At 59.3% G+C, this 18805-nt stretch carries 18 protein-coding genes; 8 read left to right on the forward strand and 10 right to left on the reverse strand.

Features of this window, described 5'->3' with window-relative positions; translation table 11 throughout:
* Nucleotides 1–132: 132 nt before the first annotated feature.
* The 6 genes from VGM18_03125 to VGM18_03150 form a co-directional block, all read right to left on the reverse strand.
* Nucleotides 133–639: a carboxymuconolactone decarboxylase family protein gene (locus VGM18_03125; GenBank protein HEY3971966.1), complete on the reverse strand. Its 507-nt coding sequence runs from the start codon at nucleotides 637–639 to the stop codon at nucleotides 133–135.
* Nucleotides 640–838: 199 nt separating this feature from the next.
* The gene (locus VGM18_03130) at nucleotides 839–1210 is read right to left on the reverse strand and encodes a PilZ domain-containing protein (protein HEY3971967.1); all 372 of its coding nucleotides are present in this window, start codon (nucleotides 1208–1210) and stop codon (nucleotides 839–841) included.
* Nucleotides 1211–1401: 191 nt separating this feature from the next.
* The gene (locus VGM18_03135) at nucleotides 1402–1857 is read right to left on the reverse strand and encodes a response regulator (protein ID HEY3971968.1); all 456 of its coding nucleotides are present in this window, start codon (nucleotides 1855–1857) and stop codon (nucleotides 1402–1404) included.
* A gap of 38 nt (nucleotides 1858–1895) precedes the next feature.
* Nucleotides 1896–3443: a hybrid sensor histidine kinase/response regulator gene (locus VGM18_03140; protein ID HEY3971969.1), complete on the reverse strand. Its 1548-nt coding sequence runs from the start codon at nucleotides 3441–3443 to the stop codon at nucleotides 1896–1898.
* On the reverse strand, nucleotides 3440–3877 hold the full coding sequence (locus VGM18_03145) for a response regulator (protein ID HEY3971970.1): 438 nt from the start codon (nucleotides 3875–3877) through the stop codon (nucleotides 3440–3442). The genes VGM18_03140 and VGM18_03145 overlap by 4 nt, the downstream gene beginning before the upstream one ends.
* Nucleotides 3864–5216: an ATP-binding protein gene (locus VGM18_03150; protein HEY3971971.1), complete on the reverse strand. Its 1353-nt coding sequence runs from the start codon at nucleotides 5214–5216 to the stop codon at nucleotides 3864–3866. The genes VGM18_03145 and VGM18_03150 overlap by 14 nt, the downstream gene beginning before the upstream one ends.
* Nucleotides 5217–5429: 213 nt before the next feature.
* Between VGM18_03150 and VGM18_03155 the strand changes: the two genes are divergently transcribed.
* The 3 genes from VGM18_03155 (at nucleotide 5430) to VGM18_03165 (ending at nucleotide 8526) form a co-directional block, all read left to right on the forward strand.
* A complete protein-coding gene (locus VGM18_03155; protein HEY3971972.1) occupies nucleotides 5430–7016 on the forward strand; it encodes a SpoIIE family protein phosphatase in 1587 nt (528 codons plus the stop codon).
* A gap of 84 nt (nucleotides 7017–7100) precedes the next feature.
* Nucleotides 7101–7970, forward strand: coding sequence for a hydrogen peroxide-dependent heme synthase (hemQ, locus tag VGM18_03160; protein ID HEY3971973.1), 870 nt, complete (start codon nucleotides 7101–7103; stop codon nucleotides 7968–7970).
* A gap of 145 nt (nucleotides 7971–8115) precedes the next feature.
* On the forward strand, nucleotides 8116–8526 hold the full coding sequence (locus VGM18_03165) for a carboxymuconolactone decarboxylase family protein (GenBank protein ID HEY3971974.1): 411 nt from the start codon (nucleotides 8116–8118) through the stop codon (nucleotides 8524–8526).
* A 20-nt stretch (nucleotides 8527–8546) separates the two neighbouring features.
* Here VGM18_03165 and VGM18_03170 read toward each other — a convergent pair whose 3' ends face one another.
* Nucleotides 8547–8930, reverse strand: a complete 384-nt coding sequence (locus tag VGM18_03170; protein ID HEY3971975.1) for an MGMT family protein — start codon at nucleotides 8928–8930, stop codon at nucleotides 8547–8549.
* A 141-nt stretch (nucleotides 8931–9071) separates the two neighbouring features.
* On the reverse strand, nucleotides 9072–9425 hold the full coding sequence (locus VGM18_03175; GenBank protein HEY3971976.1) for an STAS domain-containing protein: 354 nt from the start codon (nucleotides 9423–9425) through the stop codon (nucleotides 9072–9074).
* A gap of 181 nt (nucleotides 9426–9606) precedes the next feature.
* Here VGM18_03175 and dnaX point away from each other — a divergent pair, with 181 nt between their 5' ends.
* The 4 genes from dnaX to recR all read left to right on the forward strand — a co-directional run bounded on the left by dnaX (nucleotide 9607) and on the right by recR (nucleotide 13345).
* Complete coding sequence (dnaX, locus tag VGM18_03180) at nucleotides 9607–11556, forward strand: DNA polymerase III subunit gamma/tau (GenBank protein ID HEY3971977.1); 1950 nt, start codon at nucleotides 9607–9609, stop codon at nucleotides 11554–11556.
* Nucleotides 11557–11649: 93 nt separating this feature from the next.
* Entirely contained in the window at nucleotides 11650–11955 is a 306-nt protein-coding gene (locus VGM18_03185; protein ID HEY3971978.1) for a YbaB/EbfC family nucleoid-associated protein, read from the forward strand.
* Between the two features lie 189 nt (nucleotides 11956–12144).
* Nucleotides 12145–12639, forward strand: a complete 495-nt coding sequence (locus tag VGM18_03190) for a DUF3224 domain-containing protein (protein HEY3971979.1) — start codon at nucleotides 12145–12147, stop codon at nucleotides 12637–12639.
* Between the two features lie 106 nt (nucleotides 12640–12745).
* Nucleotides 12746–13345: a recombination mediator RecR gene (gene recR, locus VGM18_03195; GenBank protein HEY3971980.1), complete on the forward strand. Its 600-nt coding sequence runs from the start codon at nucleotides 12746–12748 to the stop codon at nucleotides 13343–13345.
* Nucleotides 13346–13375: 30 nt separating this feature from the next.
* Here recR and VGM18_03200 read toward each other — a convergent pair whose 3' ends face one another.
* Complete coding sequence (locus VGM18_03200; protein ID HEY3971981.1) at nucleotides 13376–13930, reverse strand: hypothetical protein; 555 nt, start codon at nucleotides 13928–13930, stop codon at nucleotides 13376–13378.
* 174 nt (nucleotides 13931–14104) lie between these two features.
* The gene (locus VGM18_03205; GenBank protein HEY3971982.1) at nucleotides 14105–15772 is read right to left on the reverse strand and encodes a CHAD domain-containing protein; all 1668 of its coding nucleotides are present in this window, start codon (nucleotides 15770–15772) and stop codon (nucleotides 14105–14107) included.
* Between the two features lie 319 nt (nucleotides 15773–16091).
* On the opposite strand from VGM18_03205, the gene VGM18_03210 reads away from it, so the two are divergent.
* Nucleotides 16092–18776: a hypothetical protein gene (locus VGM18_03210; protein ID HEY3971983.1), complete on the forward strand. Its 2685-nt coding sequence runs from the start codon at nucleotides 16092–16094 to the stop codon at nucleotides 18774–18776.
* Nucleotides 18777–18805: the final 29 nt, after the last annotated feature.

Raw genomic sequence — 18805 nt, forward strand, 5'->3', positions numbered from 1 at the left:
TTCGAGATGGGGCAGAATCCAGGACGCGGTCCGGCGGTAGTAGTCGATCAAGTCCTGCTTGGTGATACCATCGTGCGGAAACAACACCTTCGCATACGATATGAGCAGATCTTCTGCGTCGTTATTTCAGTGTTACCGGACTCCGACCTCGCGCTCCTCCCATTGCGGCTTCTCGGCGTACTTCACCAGATCCGGGCTGGCGACTTGTTTCGTGGTCACGTTCAGCCTATTCCACAGGTTAATGGCCGCGATGGCCAAGACAAGTCCGGCCAGCGCGTGCTCGTCGTAGTGACGAGCAGCTTCTGCCCAGATTGCCTCCGGCACGGGATCGGGGCGATCACTGAGCCGGGTCACCGCTTCGGTCAGGGCCAGTGCGGCGCGCTCGGCGTCGGTGAAGTATGGGGTGTCGCGCCACACGGCTACAGCAAAAAGGCGCTCGTCGCTTTCGCCCGCGTCCTTCATCAACCGCCAATGCATGTCCGTGCATACGCCGCATCCATTGATCTGGCTCGCGCGCAGCTCAACCAGTCCTACCGTGCGCTCCGATACACCGCTGTGTTTGACGGCCTTGCTCAGAGTCTGCATGCCCTGCATTACCTCGGGAAGAATCATGGCTGGGTTCTTCATTCGTGCTTGCATAATATTCACTCTCCTTCTCACAGAAATGGATTCGTTCGTCATTCCTCTGACGAAACGCAACGGAGAAAGCGCGGAAGGCGCGTCGGGATCGGGCTTACGTGATCCGTTCGCGCCTTGTTGTAAAGCTATCTCGATCCTCTTCCAGCGTTCCCTACAGGTCAATGGGCAGATTCCTGTAGTCGTGTCGGTTTAGGGCCGCTCAGGCCCGGACATTTTGTTGCTTGCCGACTATGATGGTTCTACCCCCAATCTCCTGTTTCTCCTCCGCGGTCAGCCCCACAAACTCGAATCCGCAACGCGCGCCGCTGGCGTGGCGCACGATGGCAACCGTACTCACGGAGCGCTCGTTTAATGAGAAATCCAGCGCGACCGTGTCTCCTACCACTATCTGTTCCAGTAACGCTCCCAGGCCGCCTTCCCCCAGATCGAGGCTGATTCCCCGCGTCGTCCGCACCCCATCCCAGCACAAATGCCGCACCGTGATAGGGACGCTATACAAGGTTCGGGGATAGCGTCGCAAGGGTAGGCTCACAACGGGAATGCCAATGGCCGAATGAAAGTTGTCTCGCATAACGGTCGCCTCCTGAGGCCATGTGATTACTCGCTACGACGTGAATTGCGACGACGCCTTGGAGAATCCGGGGACCGGCCGGAGCCTCCCAGGGGCGAGTTCTTTGCTCTTCTGGCGTATTCTTAATCCATCCAGCCGCCGCAAGATGCTCTCCGTGCCAGGGCACGCAGACGTCGCGCCCCCTGGACACTTCATGATGGCAGGGCTGTTCCGGCCTCTGCCTCCAGCAAAGTCGCGCGAATCACTTCGAGCAATTCCGCATTGTCGGCCGGCTTCTGAAAAAAAGCCGCAGCCCCCGCGCGCAGCACCCGCCGCTCGTTGGCCTGCGGGTCGCGCGCGGTTAATACGATCACCGGAATCTCCGACAGTTTGTCGTCCTTTTGCAGACGGTCCAGCACCACAAAGCCGTCTCCCGCCGGCAGCCCCAGATCGAGAATGATCAGGTCGGGCCGCTCCTTGTAAGCCATGGCGATGGCGGAGTACCCGTCCACCGCGTTCACGGTCTCGTATTTGTTGGCGCGCAAACGCAGCCGGAGCGCCTGTCGCAAATCCGGATCGTCGTCCACAATCATGATTTTCGAAGCTGCCATTTTGTTCATCTCCATTTCTTCTTCTCCCAGAGTGTTTTGCATAAGTTCGTATTTCATCTCACTGTCGCTCCTTTTCTTCGGATCTTTCCGTTGGATCACAGAACCGCGCGCACCATTTCCGTTACCACGTTCGCGACTTCCTGTACCCGCTCGGGCAGGGAGCGGTTGCCGTTCTTATCGGGAAGTCGTACCGGCGAAGCCGATATCTCCAACACGCCCGTACCGCCCAGGCCCGGCACTTTACCGAGTTGCTGGCGGATTCGTTCGATCATGATGCTGGCTCGTTCCATGTCCGTGGACGCAACCACCAGATAAGTCTCCTGCGCACCGCTTGACGTCATTGCCGGCAACACCAGATCCTTGTCGAGGTAAACGCAGCGTTGCAGAATCTCCAGGCAGCGCTGGCAGGTTTCTCTCCATGTGGCCCGCGGCGAAGTGGAGAGCGGCCGCAACTGAACTTTCACCAGAACCAGATCATCGCGCAGGCTATCCTCGTGAGTAATGACCGGCATCAGCAGCTTGGCCAGCGAGTACTGCGGCAGAGTAAAAGTAAAGGTGCTGCCGTCGCCCTGCTCGCTGGCCACCCAGATTCGTCCGCCATGCAGACTGACCAGTTCTTTCGCGATGAATAAGCCCAGTCCCAGTCCCTTGCGGCCGTTATCGACTGCGTTCGGATCCTGATAGAGCCTTTCAAAGACCAGGGCTCGCGCCTCGGGATCGATACCGCATCCCGTGTCTGCCACCGACAGATATACGAAATCCGAATCGGTAGGCACTACGCTGGCCTGCACTTTCACCGAGCCGTCCGAGGGAGTGAACTTGATGGCGTTCTCGATCAGATTGATCAGTACTTCGAGAATGCGCCCCGGGTCTCCGTGCACGAGCGGGATTGTTGCGTCCACACTCACTTCGAGTGCGACCTTCTTTTCCTGTGCCACCAGTTGCATCATCGTGGACGCCTGCGCCATCAGATCGCCAATCGCTACGCAGCGCGGCTCAATGCGGATTTTTCCGGACTCTGCGCGGCTCGCCTCCAATAGGTCCCGCACCATCGCTCCCAACTGATTCACGCTCTTCAGAATCGTCTTGAGATGATCTTTCTGGTCCGCGCTCACCTCGCCCGCAATTCCGTCGAAGAGAATCGACGCATACTGATGAATGCAGGTCAGCGGCGTGCGCAACTCATGCGACACATGCGACAGGAACTGATTCTTGAACTCGAGTTGCTGCTTCCGGCTCATCTCCAGGGAACGCAGCAACGCCTGCCGCTCCACCGCGTAACGCATAGCCCGATCCAGACTCCCGCTGGAGATCGATCCTTTCACCAGGTAATCCTGCACGCCCTGGTTCAGAGCCTTCATGGCCAACGCTTCGTCATCGTGCCCCGACAGGATCACGACCGGCACATGTGGAGCTTTCTCCAGAACGCGGCGAAAAGTTTCCGCCCCCTGACAGTCCGGAAGATTCAGGTCCAGCAAAATCACCGATGGAGTGCTTTCTTTAATCGACTCCAGTCCTTCCGATAAGCGATGCACGCAGTTCACGTCTTGACCCGACGTGCCCTGTACCAGCCGCAGGCGCACCAGGTCTGCGTCGCCCGGGTTGTCTTCGATCAGCAATACATGAGGGGTGTGCCCGTTCATCGATTCTCCTTCCTGGGCAGGCTGGCGAAGCCAAGCCAAAATTGCGCCATCGACTGGACTGCGGCCACAAATTCGGCCAGGTTTCCGGGCTTCCGCAGATAACAATTTGCTCCCAGTTCGTAGCTGCGGGAGATGTCGCTGTGCGCCTGCGAGGTAGTGAAAATCACGACCGGAATCCGCGCCAGTGCGGGATCAGCCTTGATTTCCCCCAGCACCTGACGCCCATCTCGGCGCGGCAGGTTGAGATCGAGCATCACCAGGTCGGGGGCGGGCGCCGACGCATACCTGCCTTGGTGGCGCAAGAAAGAAATTGCCTCCGCTCCGTCATTGACCGAATTCACGTGGAAACGTTGTTGACTCTGGGCCAGCACTTCGCTGGTCAGATCGATGTCCGCCGGATTGTCGTCTACCAACAGGATTTCAGGCGCTTTCATTTTTTTCTCCATAACCTTCCCTCGATACTGCTTTGACGGGCAATGTGAACTTGAACGTCGACCCCTGCCCAGGTTCGGATTCCACCCAGATTCTTCCCCCGAGTTGTTCGATAATCTTTTTGCAGATCGAAAGTCCAATTCCGTTTCCGGCATATTCGGTGCGCGTGTGAAGCCGCCGGAATATGATGAAAACTCCGTCGCGGTGCTCGGGCGCGATCCCGATGCCGTTATCTTTCACCGAGAAGATCCATTCCTTCGCCGTCGCTTCCGCGCTCACCTCAATCACCGGAACTTCCGCACCGCGAAATTTGATGGCATTTCCGATCAGGTTCTGAAATACCTGTGTCAACTGCGCCCCGTCGGTGATCACTACGGGAAGCTGCTCGTGCTTCACCACCGCTCCGCTCTCCTGTAGCGTTGCCTCCAGATTCAGTAACGCGGCCCGCACGATGAGGCCGCAATCGGTGCTTCCGAGCGTTGTCCCCTGCCGCCCGACCCGCGAAAAAGCCAGCAGATCCTGCACCAGCTTCTGCATCCGCACGGCGCCATCGACCGCGTAATTGATGTATTTGTTGGCATCATCGTCCAGCTTGCCGCGGTAGCGTGTCGCCAGCAGTTCGGTGTACAGCGCCACCATACGCAAGGGTTCCTGCAAGTCATGCGAGGCGACGTAGGCGAATTGCTCGAGATCGCGGTTCGATCGGGCCAACTCTTCCTGCGCTCGCTTGTGATCTTCCCGTAACTTGCGCTCGCGCATGGCTCGCCGGACCGACTCCGGCAGGCGCGTGAGATCATCTTTCAAGATGTAATCCGCAGCCCCCTGCTTGATGCACTCAACCGCCGTTCGTTCGCCCAGCGCGCCCGAAACCATGATGACTGGAATATCCAGGCCCTCCTGACGCAGCACTTCCACCGCTTCCATGCCATTCCAGTTCGGCAACTTGTAGTCCGCGAGAATCACGTCGTATGAGTTCTTTCTAACCAGATCGGTGAATTCCTCAGGGGTTTGCGTCACCTCTGCCGTTGCTTGCAGACCGGCCTGCCGCAAGGCGCGGAGGGCCAGTTCGACATCTGCCGGCTCGTCCTCAACCAATAGCGCCCGCAACAACTTCTTATCCTGGTTTGAGTTGTGCACCGGTCCAGCCTGCGAGCTGTTGTCAATGATCGCCAGGGTCGTCGTCGTGGTGAGCCTCCTGTTGGGCAGAGTATTAATGCGGTCTATTCCCCGAGCAGGGACAGCCTCGTGAACCATCAAACGCGTACCGGTGTCATCGGTCTGCCTTGGTGAAACTTGAGGCAAAACCGCCGGCCTGTTTACCCAGACGACATACTCGCCCATGAAATTTGTCTCGCCGGGATGTGTTTCTCGGCCATGTCCTTTCGCGCTCGCGACTCCCGCGAATGACCAAGGTTGGTGTACCTCTGTCCTCTCCAGCCTCCTCGCAAACTGCCGATGCTTTTTCTGATCCGCCGAACGTGTGCCCTGATCACCATCGTGTTCGCCTTCCCCCATTCCACTCGCGGCCAACCGCCACTGCTGAGAAAGGACTGCATGCAACTCGCAACTGCTCGTGCCCCGCAAGACCGGAGTTTGCAAGAGCCGGGTGCGCAAAAGCTGGGTGCGCAAGACTCGGGCCCGCAAGATCTTGAAGGGCTTTTCGAAGCGCTTCCCATGGGTGTTCTGCTGATGGATGCGGAAGGGAACTTGCGATTTCATAACCGGGCTTCGCGCGAGATACTAGGACTATCCGAAGGGTCGGGCCGCGGAAGCTCAGAATCGTTGCCGACCGCAGCCTGGCATCTTCCCGACAAAGCGACTCTTCTATCGCAGGAACAGCGTCCGATGGCCAGGGCGCTCCGCGGCGAAGAAGTTTGCGATGAGCTGTTCTTCGTGCAGAGCTTTGAACCTCCGCGAGGAAGATGGGTCCGGGTTACGGCCAGCGCGATTCGCGATACTCAGGGTTTCATCACATCCGCGTTGGTATTGTTTCGCGATGTCACCGAAGGCCGCCTTTCGCGGCAAACCAGCGCATTGCTTTCTCAGGTGGTGGAACAGATTGCGGACGCCGTTCTCCTCACCGACCGCCACGGTTTCATTCAGTACGTCAATCCCGCATTCGAGACTATTACTGGCTTCAGCGCCGACGACGTCCGCGGCCGTACTCCTCGCATTCTGAAGGCAGGCCAGCAGGATTCATCCTTCTACCAGCGCCTTTGGAGCGAAGCGCTTGCCGGGCGCAGGTTCCAGGCCACGTTCGCCAATCGCAAGAAAACCGGCGAGATCTATCAGGTGGAAGAGACGATTAGTCCAATCACCGACGAAGCGGGCAACACTTCGCATTTCGTCACCGTGATTCGCGATATTACTCAGGCATTGAATCGTCAGGAGCAGGAAGTTCAACTCCGTCTGGCTCGCCAGATTCAGCAGAAGTTCTATCGTGCAGCGCCCAGCGTGCCGGGCTTCGATGTGGCCGCTGCGGCCTATCCTGCCTATGAAACCAGCGGTGACTATTTCGACTTCATTCCTCTACCCAGCCATCGCCTCTGTATCGCCGTCGGCGATGTCGAGGGCCATGGTTTTGGGTCTGCCCTGGTTATGGCTCTTACGCGCGCGTATGTGCACTCGTTCGCCGCCATGGGTTTGGAAGTGGACCAGATATTGACCCAGGTCAATCGCATGTTGCTCGACGACCTGGGCACCGGTTGCTTCGTGACGCTGATGCTCGCTTCGCTCGATCTGAGTTCACGGTCGTTGGTCTTTGCGGGGGCCGGCCACATTCCTGGATATGTCCTCGACCCAGCCGGTTCGACGGAACACACGTTAGAGAGCGGTGGCCCGCCCCTGGGACTGTTTCCCGACGTTGCTTACTCAGCAAATCCGTCGATCACGCTTACTTCCGGCCAGCTTCTGGTGCTGTTCACCGACGGCATCACCGAATCGGCTACGCCCGACGGCGCGGAATGGGGAGCCAGCGGCGCGCTCGATTATCTCGTTACTCATCGCCATCGCCCGGCGCATCATCTCGTCGACGGACTCTATCAGGAGGCGGTCCGCTTTGCCTGCCACGAGCCGCAAAAAGACGACATCGCCTCGGTGATCATCAAGGTGAATCATGCGGATGCAACTATGCTCGGTTAGTCGCGAACTGGCTCTCGGGTTTTGGCGGTCCTGCATCACCGCGTACAATATCCTTTTCCCCGGAAGAACCGGAAAGAGGCGCGCATGTCCACAACCCACCCACCCCGTCCCCAAACCGCTGCGGAAATCCCGGCTGTCCCGCTCACCACGGAGGGCTACAGCGTTCTCCATCAGATGATGCGGCTGCGCTGGCCCGCCTGGCGCGCCTTGCCCACCGCGGAAAAATCGGCCATCGCGAAAGAGGCCTCGAACGCCCTTGCCGCGATGGAGAAAAATGACAAAGGTCAATCCGCGCTGTTTTCTCTCATCGGCCACAAGGGCGACCTGATGATCATCCACTTTCGCGAATCTTTTTCCGATCTCAATCAGGCCGAACTCCAACTCGCCCATCTTCGTCTCAGCGATTATCTCGAGCCCACTTCTTCCTATCTCTCCATCATCGAACTCGGACTCTACGACTCCACGGTCAAAATCTACAAAGAGCTTACCGATCAAGGCATCGAGCCGCATTCCGATCAGTGGAAAGCCGAAATCGCCTGTAAGCTGAACCGCCACGCCGAAGCCATGCGTCCGCGCTTGTTTCCTGAAATTCCGCCGCACCGTTATGCCTGTTTTTATCCAATGGATCGCCGCCGGGGCGAAGAAAAGAACTGGTACAAGCTTCCCATTGAAGAGCGCGCGCGCCAGATGAGCGACCATGGCATGATCGGCCGCCGCTACGCCGGAGAAGTCAGACAAATCATCAGCGGTTCGATCGGCTTCGACGACTGGGAGTGGGGCGTCGACCTTTTCGCTGAAGAACCTCTGGTCTTTAAGAAGCTGATTTATGAAATGCGTTTCGACGAAGTCAGCGCCGTTTACGCGCTCTTCGGCCACTTCTACGTAGGAGTAAGAGTCCCGGCTGCCAACCTGGAGAAATTACTTGGCGGCGAACTGCTGCCCGTGCAGGCATGAGAAAATTGCATTGTCATCCCGAGGCGGGCGTACTTTGCCCGACGCGGGATCTGGGTTGTCGGGCCTCTTCGCGATCTTTGCGGCCTTTCTTAGCGCCTTTGCGGTAAGCTTTTGATTTTGACGTTAATCGCACCCAGGAGCTCGCATGTCCACCCTAGGCCTAATCGAATATAAAGATGCCACCCCGGAGGTCCGCGCCGTTTATGACGACATCATGGCGACCCGCAAGACCGACTGGATCAACAATTTCTGGAAGGCCATTGCGCACGATCCCGCGACGCTGAAGCGCACCTGGGAGGACATCAAGCAGATCATGGCGCCCGGCGCTCTCGACCCGCTCACCAAAGAAATGGTCTACGTCGCGGTGAGCGTGACCAACCAGTGCCATTACTGTATCGCGTCGCACACGGTGTCGGCGCAAAAGAAAGGCATGACCGACGCCATGTTCCAGGAACTGATGGCGGTCGTCGGCATGGCCAACGAAACCAACAAGGTGGTGACGGGATATCAGGTGGAAATCGACGAACAGTTCAAGACGAGAAATGCACGTAGCTGAGAACGATTGGGTAGCCCACTCTAACGTCGCGCCTTTTGCGAGGTTAGAGTGGGTGTTGTACCGGATCTAACGATTCTCTGCTTCGCCGCCTTCCACTCATACGCCTTCATATCCACCTTGCGCCCGCGAAAACGCACCCCTTCGGCCTCCAGCCGCAACCGCTGCTCGATCGCCGAGTCTCCCGTTAGCTTGATCGCGCCGCCCGCGCCCAGGACGCGCTGCCAGGGCAGTCCAAATCCTCGCCGCAATACTGCCGCCACTTGCCGCGCCGCTCCTGGAAATCCCGCTGCGCGCGCAACGCCTCCGTAGGTCGAGACTTTTCCCCGCGGGATCGCACGAATCGCCTGCTCAATGCGCAGCCGCATCTTGCCGGCCGCCTCAGAATGTTTCTTGGATTTTGTCATCCTCAGCGAGGCGAAGCCGACTCGCCCAGCGACGGCTTGCGCAATCGAAGAATCCCTACCCCACCTCGGAGCGCGCGTTCTGAAGTCACGCCGGATGCCCCATTTCTCGTCCGTCCTCTGCGCGAGAAGTGGGGGGCTTGATCACGCCGCCGTCCGAAACGCCTCCAGCGCGTCATACTCCGAATCATGCACTTCAAATACCGTCAACAGCTTGGTGATCTGCATCAAATCAACCACGCGCCGGGTCAGGTTGGCCAGCTTGATCGTGGCTCCGGCCCTTTGCGCGGTTGTATGCAGCGCCACCAGCGTCCCCAGCCCGCCTGAATCGATGTAGTTCACTTCTCCCAAATTCAAAACGATCCTTTTGGCACCCCCCTCAATCGCCTTTTTCACTTCCTCCCGCAACAGCGCCGCCTCGTCCCCAAACACAATCCGCCCATTGCATTCGATTGCCACAATCCCGTCCACTGTCCTCTTCGTCAGTTTCAATTGCATCGAACCGCTCCTTTGGACTCCAACTGCACCATATTTGTGATCTCAAGCGTACCGCGTGCCCAGTCTCATAGCAAGCCGCCACGCTTCTCATTGTCGGGTTAGTCCGCATCTTCGGTGGTGAAGGCTCTTGATTTGGCATCCGCCACCTCGGCCACACATCACGTATAATCGTCTCTTCCGCATGAGTTACACGGTCCTGGCCCGCAAATACCGTCCCCAGAGATTCTCCGAGGTCATCGGCCAGGAGCATGTCACCCGGACCCTGCAAAATGCCCTCGAGCAGGGACGCACCGCGCACGGCTACATCTTCAGCGGCCATCGGGGCATCGGTAAAACTACGGTGGCCCGCATCCTGGCCGCGGCCCTGAACTGCCGCTCGAAAGATCGACCTTCCGCCGAGCCCTGCGGCGTCTGCGAATCGTGCTTAGAAATTCGTGCCGGCAACGCCGTGGACGTCATCGAAATCGACGCCGCTACCAACCGCGGCATCGACGAAATCCGCGAGCTTCGCGAAGCCGCGCGCTACAAACCCGCCCGCGACCGCTTTAAAATCTACATTCTGGATGAAGCCCACCAGATTACCGACGCAGCTTTCAACGCGCTGTTGAAGACGCTGGAAGAGCCGCCCGACCACATTGTCTTCATGCTGGCCACGACGCAGCCCGAAGATATTCCGCAGACGATCCGGTCTCGTTGTCAACACTTCAGTTTCCGCGCCGTAAAATTCGACGCCATCGTCGCCCAGCTCCGCGACCTGGTCACTCGCGAAAACATTGAAGCCGACGACGACGCTCTTGCCCTGCTTGCCGAAGCTGGCGACGGGTCTATGCGAGACGCGCTCTCGATTCTCGATCAAGCCATCGCCTCCGCCAGCGGACGCGTTACCGCCGACTCCGTCCGCAATCTCGTCGGCGCCGCCCCCGCCCACATTCTCGAACGGGTGATGCAGGCCGTCGCGGAAGGGAAGAGCGAAGAGCTCCTCCGCCAGGTCGATCAACTCATCAGCGAAGGCCACAGCCCGACGCACTTCGCCCGACAGATGGTTCGTTTCCTGCGCAACGCGACGGTCGCAAAAGTCGCCGGAAAAGATTCGGCGCTGTTGCAGGTTTCGAGCGAAGAGCGCGAGCGTGTCGCCCGCGTCGCTGAACGATTCGGCGAAGACGATCTCACGCGGCACCTTCAGATCATGCTCCGCACCCACGGCGAACTGGGATACAAGCAGGAACAACGCTTCCATCTCGAACTCGGCCTATTAAAGATGTCGCACGCGCAAAAGCTCATCCCGATCGAGCAATTGCTGAGCGACGTGGCCGCCGCGCCCGCAACGCAGAAGCCTCCGGCGCGGCCGTCGATTATAGGGAGCATTCCGAATGCGGAAACGCGCCGCCCAGAGCCGCAATCACGCGCAAATGTCGTGAGCCCGTTCGCCGCCGACTCCGCCCGCAAAGGCACACCGAGACAGGAATCGAAGTTCGAGTCCACGGCCCCAGGTCCGCGCATCGTAGCCGCCGCCAGCCAGGCCGAGCCGATAATCATGGGCTCCGCCGCACCGGCAACTGAGCGGGAGCCGGTTTCGCGCCCTGTCATCGACCCGGAGGCGAACGGTAGAGAAGTGGCGAGCCACATCTCCGCCGATGCCAGCACGCCATCGGTACGAGAAGCGCCAGCGAACCAGTCGGCGCCGCAACCCCAGCCCACTCTCGCATCCGCCGCAGCATCTTTTGCGCAACCCGATCTCGATCGCTTGCAAGCCGCGGTTCTACAGGCGCTCATGGATGGCAACCAGCGCATCCTCGTTTCCATGCTCTCCTCGGGAGAATGGAGCGTGCAGGGCAACGAACTCGTCATTAAGGTCGCCGAGTCGCAAACCGTGGTCGAGATGTCACTCGGCGCTGACGGCAAACGCCTGGCCATCGCCTCCGCCAGCGGAATTCTCGGCCGGCCCGCGAAGTTAAGAGTAGTTCCCGGCGCCAGGGTGACTCCGCAAGAAAATAAACGCAATGGCGCCGCGATGCCGGGAGGCGGCCCCGGCGGCCGCGGCCGCGCCGAGCAAGATCCCGTTGTCCGCCGTATGCAAGAAAAATTCAACGCCGAAATTCGGACGGTGATTGATTACAGGGACAAGCGATAAATATGGGCTTCCGGCTGTCGGCTTGTGGCTTCCGGAAAATACGGCCGAGAGCGAATACCGGAAGCCGAGAGGCGGAGGCCGAAAGAGGTATCCATGGGTGGATTCAGCCTGCAAGAACTGATGTCGAAAGCCAAATCGCAGTACGATTCTTTGCAGAAAAAAATGCAGGAGACCGTGGTCGAGGCTACGTCCGGCGGCGGCACCGTTACCGCAAAAATGGACGGGCGCAAGCAACTTCTCAGCCTGCGTATTGATCCGGAAGCCGTAAAATCCGGCGACGTCGAAATGCTTCAGGATCTGGTGCTCGCCGCCGTCAATGAGGCCGCCCGCAAAGTCGACGCCCAGATGCAATCGACCGTCGGCGGCATGCTCGGCGGCCTCGGCATCCCCGGCTTGTAGAGCATTGTGTAATCAAAGGAATTCGGTAATTAGAAAGCGAGCATCGTCCGCTTCCGAAAGGCGAGGACTCGATGCTCCAGCCGCGTTGCAGCAGAATGTAAAAGCCTAGCGCGCAAGTGCCGCGTAGATTGGCAAGATGAGGAACAAATCCCAGGGAGAGCACGACTTTCGTCAGCAAGAAAACGCTCAATGAAAATTCTCAGCCCGCTTTTTCTCATCAATGTCGTTCTCGCGTGTCTTACCTGCGCTGCATCAGCGCAAACCCAATCCCCGAATGAGGCCCCTCCCATGCCCATCCGCGCCACCGGATCCTTCGATGTAAAAATGATTCCCCAGGACGACAAATCCACCGAGGGTCTCAGCCGCATTCTGCTCGACAAGCAATACCACGGTGATCTCGAAGGCGCTGCCCAGGGCCAGATGCTGACCAACGGCGTGAGTTCCAACGGTTCCGGCGTCTACGTCGCCGTGGAAAAATTCACCGGCAGTCTGAACGGCCGGAAAGGCACATTCTTCCTCCATCACACCGGAGTCATGAACCGCGGCACGCCGCAACTCACTATCAGCGTCGTCCCCGATTCCGGCACCGGCCAACTCGCCGGAATCGCTGGGACCATGACGATCAAAATCGTCGACAAAAAACACTCCTACGACTTCGAATATACAATCGCAGCAGCGGAATAGAAGCCGCAACGTAGAGAAGTCGATGCCGGCGCGGGCAAGAGGTTGCAAGGAACGTCGCTACGACAAGGCTGTCCGTTCTGGAATTACAAAACGATCCAATTCTCCCATGTCCAAATTTGCCGAACCCATGTCCCGTCTGATCGACGAACTGAAAAAGCTTCCCGGCGTCGGCGCCAAGAGCGCGCAGCGTCTGGCCTTTTACATTCTTCGCTCCAGCGACGAAGATGCCGAGGCCCTCGCAGCCGCAGTACGCGACGTCAAGGCCAATCTCCGGCTGTGCTCGGTTTGCAACAACATCACCGACATTGATCCCTGCGTCTACTGCATCAGTCCGACTCGCAACCAACGCCTGGTGTGCGTCGTCGAAGAGCCTACCAACATCGCCGCCATTGAAAAGACCAAGCACTTCAACGGAGTCTTCCACGTGCTGCACGGCGCCATCTCGCCGCTGCATGGCATCGGCCCCGAGCAACTCCGTATCTCGAACCTGATTACCCGCGTCGACACTGGCGATGTCGATGAAGTGATTGTCGCCACCAACCCCACCGTTGAAGGCGAAGCCACAGCGACTTATCTCTCGCAGCAGCTCAAGCGCGCCGGCGTGAAAGTCACGAGAATCGCCATGGGCATCCCGGTCGGCAGCGACATCGAATACACGGATGAAATCACGATGTTAAAGGCGATGGAAGGCCGACGGGACATGTAGGAAGAAATCCGACGTAGAGACGTGGCTCCGCTACGTCTCTGCTGGCATCTGCTCCAGGAACACATTCAGCTCTTCTTCCGATGTTGCCAGTCCCTCCGGCAGGTTTCCGCGATTGTACTCCGCCATGCGATTCTTCCATTTCAGAAAGTCGGTAATGCTCTGCGGCTCAATCCGCACCTCGACTCGCCGCAAACTCGCGAGCAAAAGATTCATCTCATACTCAAAGCCGGCCGCAGTCCGCAGGCTCTTCGCCGACGCCATCACCATCTCGATCCGCCCGCGCCGCAGTTCCAGTAGTCCCCATCCGGCGGGTAACTCCTCCACCTTCACCAACGCCGGTGGTGTCAGATAGAACCGCTCGCACCCCACTCCCCGCTGCGGCTTCACGCGAAACGGCTTCGCGCGATCCGCCAGAAAATCCGGGCGCGTCACCTTGCACTCGACCAGTACGGAATGGCTCGCCCGCTTCCATCCAATCGCGTCCGGCATTTCGCCGCTGACGCAAGCCTGCTCCGACAGCACCACCCCGCAGCGATACTTTCGCAGCCAGCGCACCGCCTTGTCCACCAATTGCGCGTGAGTCATAAACGTATGTATTTGTAACGCGAGATGGCGGTCTCAGAAAGTGACTGCAAGGCTTCCTTGTTGAAGACCGCCATTGTGGATTGGCTGGTGTGGACCGCACAATCCCTTTCGACAAGCTCGGGGTGGCTCTGCTGCCGCTTTTGACCTTGCCTTTGTTGGCAAGGCTGGTCCGTATCAAGACGCGATTTTCCTTGGCTCAATCACAACACGCCGCGGCATGGCAGCCTTCATCGCCCTCACCGACACCGGCCGCCGCAGCACGGTCTCGAGCAAATACCTCTCGGCCGCGACCGCCTGCGCGGTGCTGCTTCCGGCGATGAAGCCTTCCGCGCCTATCACTACCGCCTCGTTCGGCGCTAACTTGGTGGGCTTGCGCAGGAATCCGTTCGCGCGACGCTTCGGTATATTCACATTTTCGATCCGTACTCGCCCGATGTGCCCATCATGCGCGTCATCGAACGCATTCGCCAGGCGGAGAATCGCCGCCAGCTGAATTGTGATCCGCTGTTCTTCCGGCAGCAGATCGCGCAGGGCCTTGTGGCTGCGGGTCGGCAATGCTCCCGCATGAAAGCGCGCCACTGCCGCCGCGCGCTGCAAATACTCCGGCTTCCATCCCAGCGGACTGCCGTGATTGCGAATCAATTCGTACGATTCCTTGTGATGTCCTTTGTTGGCGGCAGACTTGCCCACATCGTGCAGCAGGGCCGCAATCTGAACGCTGAAACGGGCGTCTTCGTCGTTCTCCGATCCCGGCGCGCCACTCTGCAACAATCCCGCGGCGACCAGTCCATCGTAAAGCTCCACCGCCAGGGTAGCCACGCGTTCCGAGTGTGCGAAATCAGGGTCGAGAGCCTTCGCCCATAGCCTCATACGCTGCTTTGCGATTGCTGAAACCTGTTTGCCTTGCGGGAGTCCGGCGCGCCACACATTCCACAATGAATGCTCGCCCACGGTTTTCTGGCGGTATTCGTCGATCCTCCTGGTTCGTTCTTCCACAATCCGAGCATGCCAGCGCTTGCGCGATTCTTCATCGGGAAAAACGCGGCACGCCAATGCGGTCGCCCACAGCACGTCGAGATCGTGCACTTCGCCCAGCAGATCCTGAAGATGCTTCAGGTCGTCGCTCCAGGCCTTGTGTTCGGTGGGAAGAAAATTCTCGACGATGTAGCGAAAGCGTTTAATGCCGATGCGAAGCGTGTGAAACGCAACTTGGGAGCGGTTACGCAAGGCCCGGGTGTGCAATTCTCGGGCGTCGGTCCAGCGCTCGAGCGCCAGGTGCTTGAAAACCGCGCTGCCGGGACGTACGCGCGCAGCCCGCAGGGGCAGCGTCTTGCACCATTGCTTCCACTGTTTGCGGTCAAACTCTTCAAGTGCGGCACGGGCTTCGCGCTTTTGCTCGATTTCGCGCCCGCGCAGAATCGCCAGCAGAGCTTGCGCGGGATCGTGCTGTTGGGGTTCAGCAGGCTCCATAGTCTCCACTTCTGCGAACTCACGGGAGGCATATGTTTCCTCCGGCACCGCGGAGGTGGGGTCAGCGACTCCATCAGCACTGGCAGTTTCGCGGTGCGCGGGATGCAGTTTGTCGATCCATTCCATCATGATCTGAACGTCGCGCAATGCCCCCAGGCGCTGGAACAGCTTCTTCCCGGCCTTCTTCATGGCTTTCCAGTCGCGGCCAGGATCAATGGCTATCATGCCGTCGGCCAGGGAGCGGCATCGGCGCAGGGCCACCCGCAAATCGTGCACCGGGTCGGGGCTGAAGTCGGCGGCGACGTGTTCGCACTCTGCCAGCACCTGTCCCATCCAGTGGCGCAATCCCGTGGTTTTACCGAGGGTTTTCACACTATTCTCCTGCTGAAATGAGCAGCCAGGCCATCCCGCCGGCGCTCCGCGAGTATTCTACTGAAACTGACGCTATTCTGGCTGTCATCTCCTGTCGTTGCTGGTCTTCCCGGCCAATCGGATTATCCTGTCCGCGGTCCGGCCCGGGCCCGGTCATGTCCCATCGGTCGACACTTGGCTCCCGCTCATTACCTCCGTAACGTTTTAGCGCTTACTGTTTCGCTTTACCCTTAAGCTTCAAACTTGGGTTTCCGAGGAGCGCTCTATTTCCGTCCCAAACACATCGCAAGGTTCTCGGGCCGCCTCGGCGCGCGCTTTTGTGCACAGCCTGAACATCCTCATCAAATATGCCCGGATGTATGGCTACGAGCACAAGCGTACCGAGGCGCAATTTGAAACCACCTGGAAAGAGTTGCAGCAGGGGCTTCCGTCCACCGGCGATCAGGGGTTTCTGTTAGGAGTGTCCGACAATAAGCTCCTGCTGGATGGAATTCCGCTGGAAGCGGGAAACGCCGAGAAAAGCTTCGCCACGCTATTAAGCACCGCCGGGTTGGCCAGCCTGCACTTTTCTAAAGATGTGACCGAAGAGGATTTCGTCCGCCTGGTGCGCGCCTTTACCGTTGCAGGCTCCAAAGCGCAGGACGTGTCGAAGCAGATCAAAGAAGCCTTGGCGGGAAGCAAGCAGGGCAGCACCATCAAGATTAACGAAGTGAAGTTTGTAGCGGCGGATCCGCTCACCGGCGATGTAAGCATTGCGGCACAGATCGCGGCGCAGACCCTGGGGCCGGAGTTCCGCCAGTGGCTGAACGATCCCCAGAAATTGTTGCAGCTGATTGCCGCCGCCGAGGGTGCGAACTCGGGCGGTGGCGGAAGCGGCGGCGGAGGCAAAGGACCGTCCGACGGAGTTCCCATGGTGCCGCTCGGCCACGCTCCGAATCCGGTGCCCGGACCGCCAATGGCGGGCGGCGCTGCCGTCGGGGCGGCCCCGGCGTGGACCGGCGGAATCGTTCCTCTCCAGGAAGCGGAAGTGATTCAAGCCATCCGACTCCTGACCCGCTTCGGGCAAGTGCAGCAGGACCCCAATGTCAAGGAAGCAGATATACAGAAGGAAGTGAGTGAGGCCGACCCCAACACGCGGCTGAACTTGCAGGAGCTGCTCGGAAGTCTCGCGGCCAAGGCAAGCACGCAGGAGGAAGATACACCTCTACTGATGAAGGCCGCGGAGCATATGGCGATCCGCTTCGCGCTTGAGCGCTATCAGAAAGGTGAAGTCAAAGTCAACGCAGTCCACCAGATGATGGAGCACATGAGCCGGCAAATGGACTCACTGCGCTCGATTCTGAAACTGCAGGAAGAAAAGATGAGCAAGGCCGGGATTCTGGTGGAGTCGCACGCCGACATCCTGGACCGCATGTTCTGGGCGGAAGTGCCGGAATCGGGCAAAAAAAGCGTGCTCATGTCGAACGAGGCGCCGTGCGTGCCTCCGCGCAACCTGCGGCAATTTGTGGAGATGCTGCTGGATCGCGACGAGCAACAGAGCGCAACGGAAATCTTGAACAACTATTCAAGCTGCCTGAGCGCGAAAGAGACTGAGCCACGCCGCCGTACGGCCATTGGCCTGAGCCAATTGGCCGACCTCTACGCCCGCCTCGGAGGCCAGCCGATGGGGCAGGCCATCAAGAAGCTGGGCGATCAACTGATCGCCGAGAAAGATCCCGAGTTGCAAAGCCTGCTCAGTGCCGCGTTCGTGCGCCTGAGCCAGGAGGCGAGTTCGTCGAAGAATTACGCCGCGGTGAATGAAGTCTGCGCCGGGATGGAGAAGATCAATGTGGAGCGGCCGGTGCTGTTGAGCGACCTGCGTCCGCGGGTAGGGGTGGAGAACCGGCTGCCGGAGTTTATTGAGGAAGCGCTTCAGTTAGAGCCGATTCCGGCCGACCTGCTATCAGTGCTGCGGCGGACCAGCCAGGCCGGCGCGGAGCATCTGGCCGACCGCTTCTTCCGCTGTATGCGCCGCGACGAATGCGACCGGATGATTGAAATGGTGCAGCAAATCGGATCGCCGGTGCTCGGACAGTTGCGCGAGATTCTGCGGACAGGGCAGCCGCGGCAGGCTGCCGGCGCGGTCGGACTGGTAAGCCGTCTCGACGTAGGAACCCTGCTCGAATTGCTGCCCGTGCGCATGCCCGAGTGGAATCGTTTTTATCACGACATCGTGGTGCGGCAGATTGCCTACGGAGCGGCGCCGGATCGTGGGCGCACTCTGCTCGAATTGGCGGAAATTCTGGATCCCCTGGTGCTGCCCGAGGCCGTGGACGAAATCGGAATGAGCGGCGATATCACGGCGACGCCTCCACTGATCGCGATGGCGCGGCCCGGAGAAACCGCTTCGCGATCGCCCTACGTGCAGTTGAAGGCGATCGAATCGCTGGGACGATTAAAAGATACCGAGGCAGTGGCGACGCTGCGGGAAATCCTGGAATCGAAAAAGACATTCAGCTGGGTGCACCACCGCGAACTGCGGATCGCGGCCGCGCAAGCCCTCTCGAAAACCGATCCGCGCTACAGCTCGCAAGTCCTTTCGGACAGCGGCCTCGAGCCCGCGGAATTGGCGATTGCTCCGCTGGATATGGCTCCGGCCTGCCCCTGGGTGCGGCAGCGGCGCTACGAGCGGATGGTTTTGTCAAGAACCGTCACGGCGACCATCGGCAGTTCGTGGGGAAAATCGAGAATCATGATCCGCGAACTGAGCCTGGGCGGCGGCATGGGAACAAAAGAAGATAACCTGCGCATTGGCAGCGAGGCGGATCTGGAAATCTCTTTGGGTATGCGCGCCAAAATCCGTGCCCACGTCTTGTTGCGCCGCGCCCGCGTCAATGAAGTGGGATTTGAAATTGTGAGTACCGATCTCGAGAGCCGCTACCGGCTGCGCCGCTTGCTGGTCGATGCACTGAACAGCGCGCCGCAAGCCAAGGGCCAGGAGTGGGGCGGGGAGCGGAAGATATAGAATCAGCTTCTAGGTTTTAGCCGTTAGCT

This window comes from Candidatus Sulfotelmatobacter sp. (assembly GCA_036500765.1).
Lineage (GTDB): Bacteria > Acidobacteriota > Terriglobia > Terriglobales > Acidobacteriaceae > Sulfotelmatobacter.

Coding starts and splice junctions, on each gene's coding strand:
- VGM18_03125 (HEY3971966.1), bottom strand. CDS start 639: ATGCAAGCACGAATGAAGAACCCAGCCATGATTCTTCCCGAGGTAATG.
- VGM18_03130 (HEY3971967.1), bottom strand. CDS start 1,210: ATGCGAGACAACTTTCATTCGGCCATTGGCATTCCCGTTGTGAGCCTA.
- VGM18_03135 (HEY3971968.1), bottom strand. CDS start 1,857: ATGAAATACGAACTTATGCAAAACACTCTGGGAGAAGAAGAAATGGAG.
- VGM18_03140 (HEY3971969.1), bottom strand. CDS start 3,443: ATGAACGGGCACACCCCTCATGTATTGCTGATCGAAGACAACCCGGGC.
- VGM18_03145 (HEY3971970.1), bottom strand. CDS start 3,877: ATGAAAGCGCCTGAAATCCTGTTGGTAGACGACAATCCGGCGGACATC.
- VGM18_03150 (HEY3971971.1), bottom strand. CDS start 5,216: ATGGGCGAGTATGTCGTCTGGGTAAACAGGCCGGCGGTTTTGCCTCAA.
- VGM18_03155 (HEY3971972.1), top strand. CDS start 5,430: ATGCAACTCGCAACTGCTCGTGCCCCGCAAGACCGGAGTTTGCAAGAG.
- hemQ (HEY3971973.1), top strand. CDS start 7,101: ATGTCCACAACCCACCCACCCCGTCCCCAAACCGCTGCGGAAATCCCG.
- VGM18_03165 (HEY3971974.1), top strand. CDS start 8,116: ATGTCCACCCTAGGCCTAATCGAATATAAAGATGCCACCCCGGAGGTC.
- VGM18_03170 (HEY3971975.1), bottom strand. CDS start 8,930: ATGACAAAATCCAAGAAACATTCTGAGGCGGCCGGCAAGATGCGGCTG.
- VGM18_03175 (HEY3971976.1), bottom strand. CDS start 9,425: ATGCAATTGAAACTGACGAAGAGGACAGTGGACGGGATTGTGGCAATC.
- dnaX (HEY3971977.1), top strand. CDS start 9,607: ATGAGTTACACGGTCCTGGCCCGCAAATACCGTCCCCAGAGATTCTCC.
- VGM18_03185 (HEY3971978.1), top strand. CDS start 11,650: ATGGGTGGATTCAGCCTGCAAGAACTGATGTCGAAAGCCAAATCGCAG.
- VGM18_03190 (HEY3971979.1), top strand. CDS start 12,145: ATGAAAATTCTCAGCCCGCTTTTTCTCATCAATGTCGTTCTCGCGTGT.
- recR (HEY3971980.1), top strand. CDS start 12,746: ATGTCCAAATTTGCCGAACCCATGTCCCGTCTGATCGACGAACTGAAA.
- VGM18_03200 (HEY3971981.1), bottom strand. CDS start 13,930: ATGACTCACGCGCAATTGGTGGACAAGGCGGTGCGCTGGCTGCGAAAG.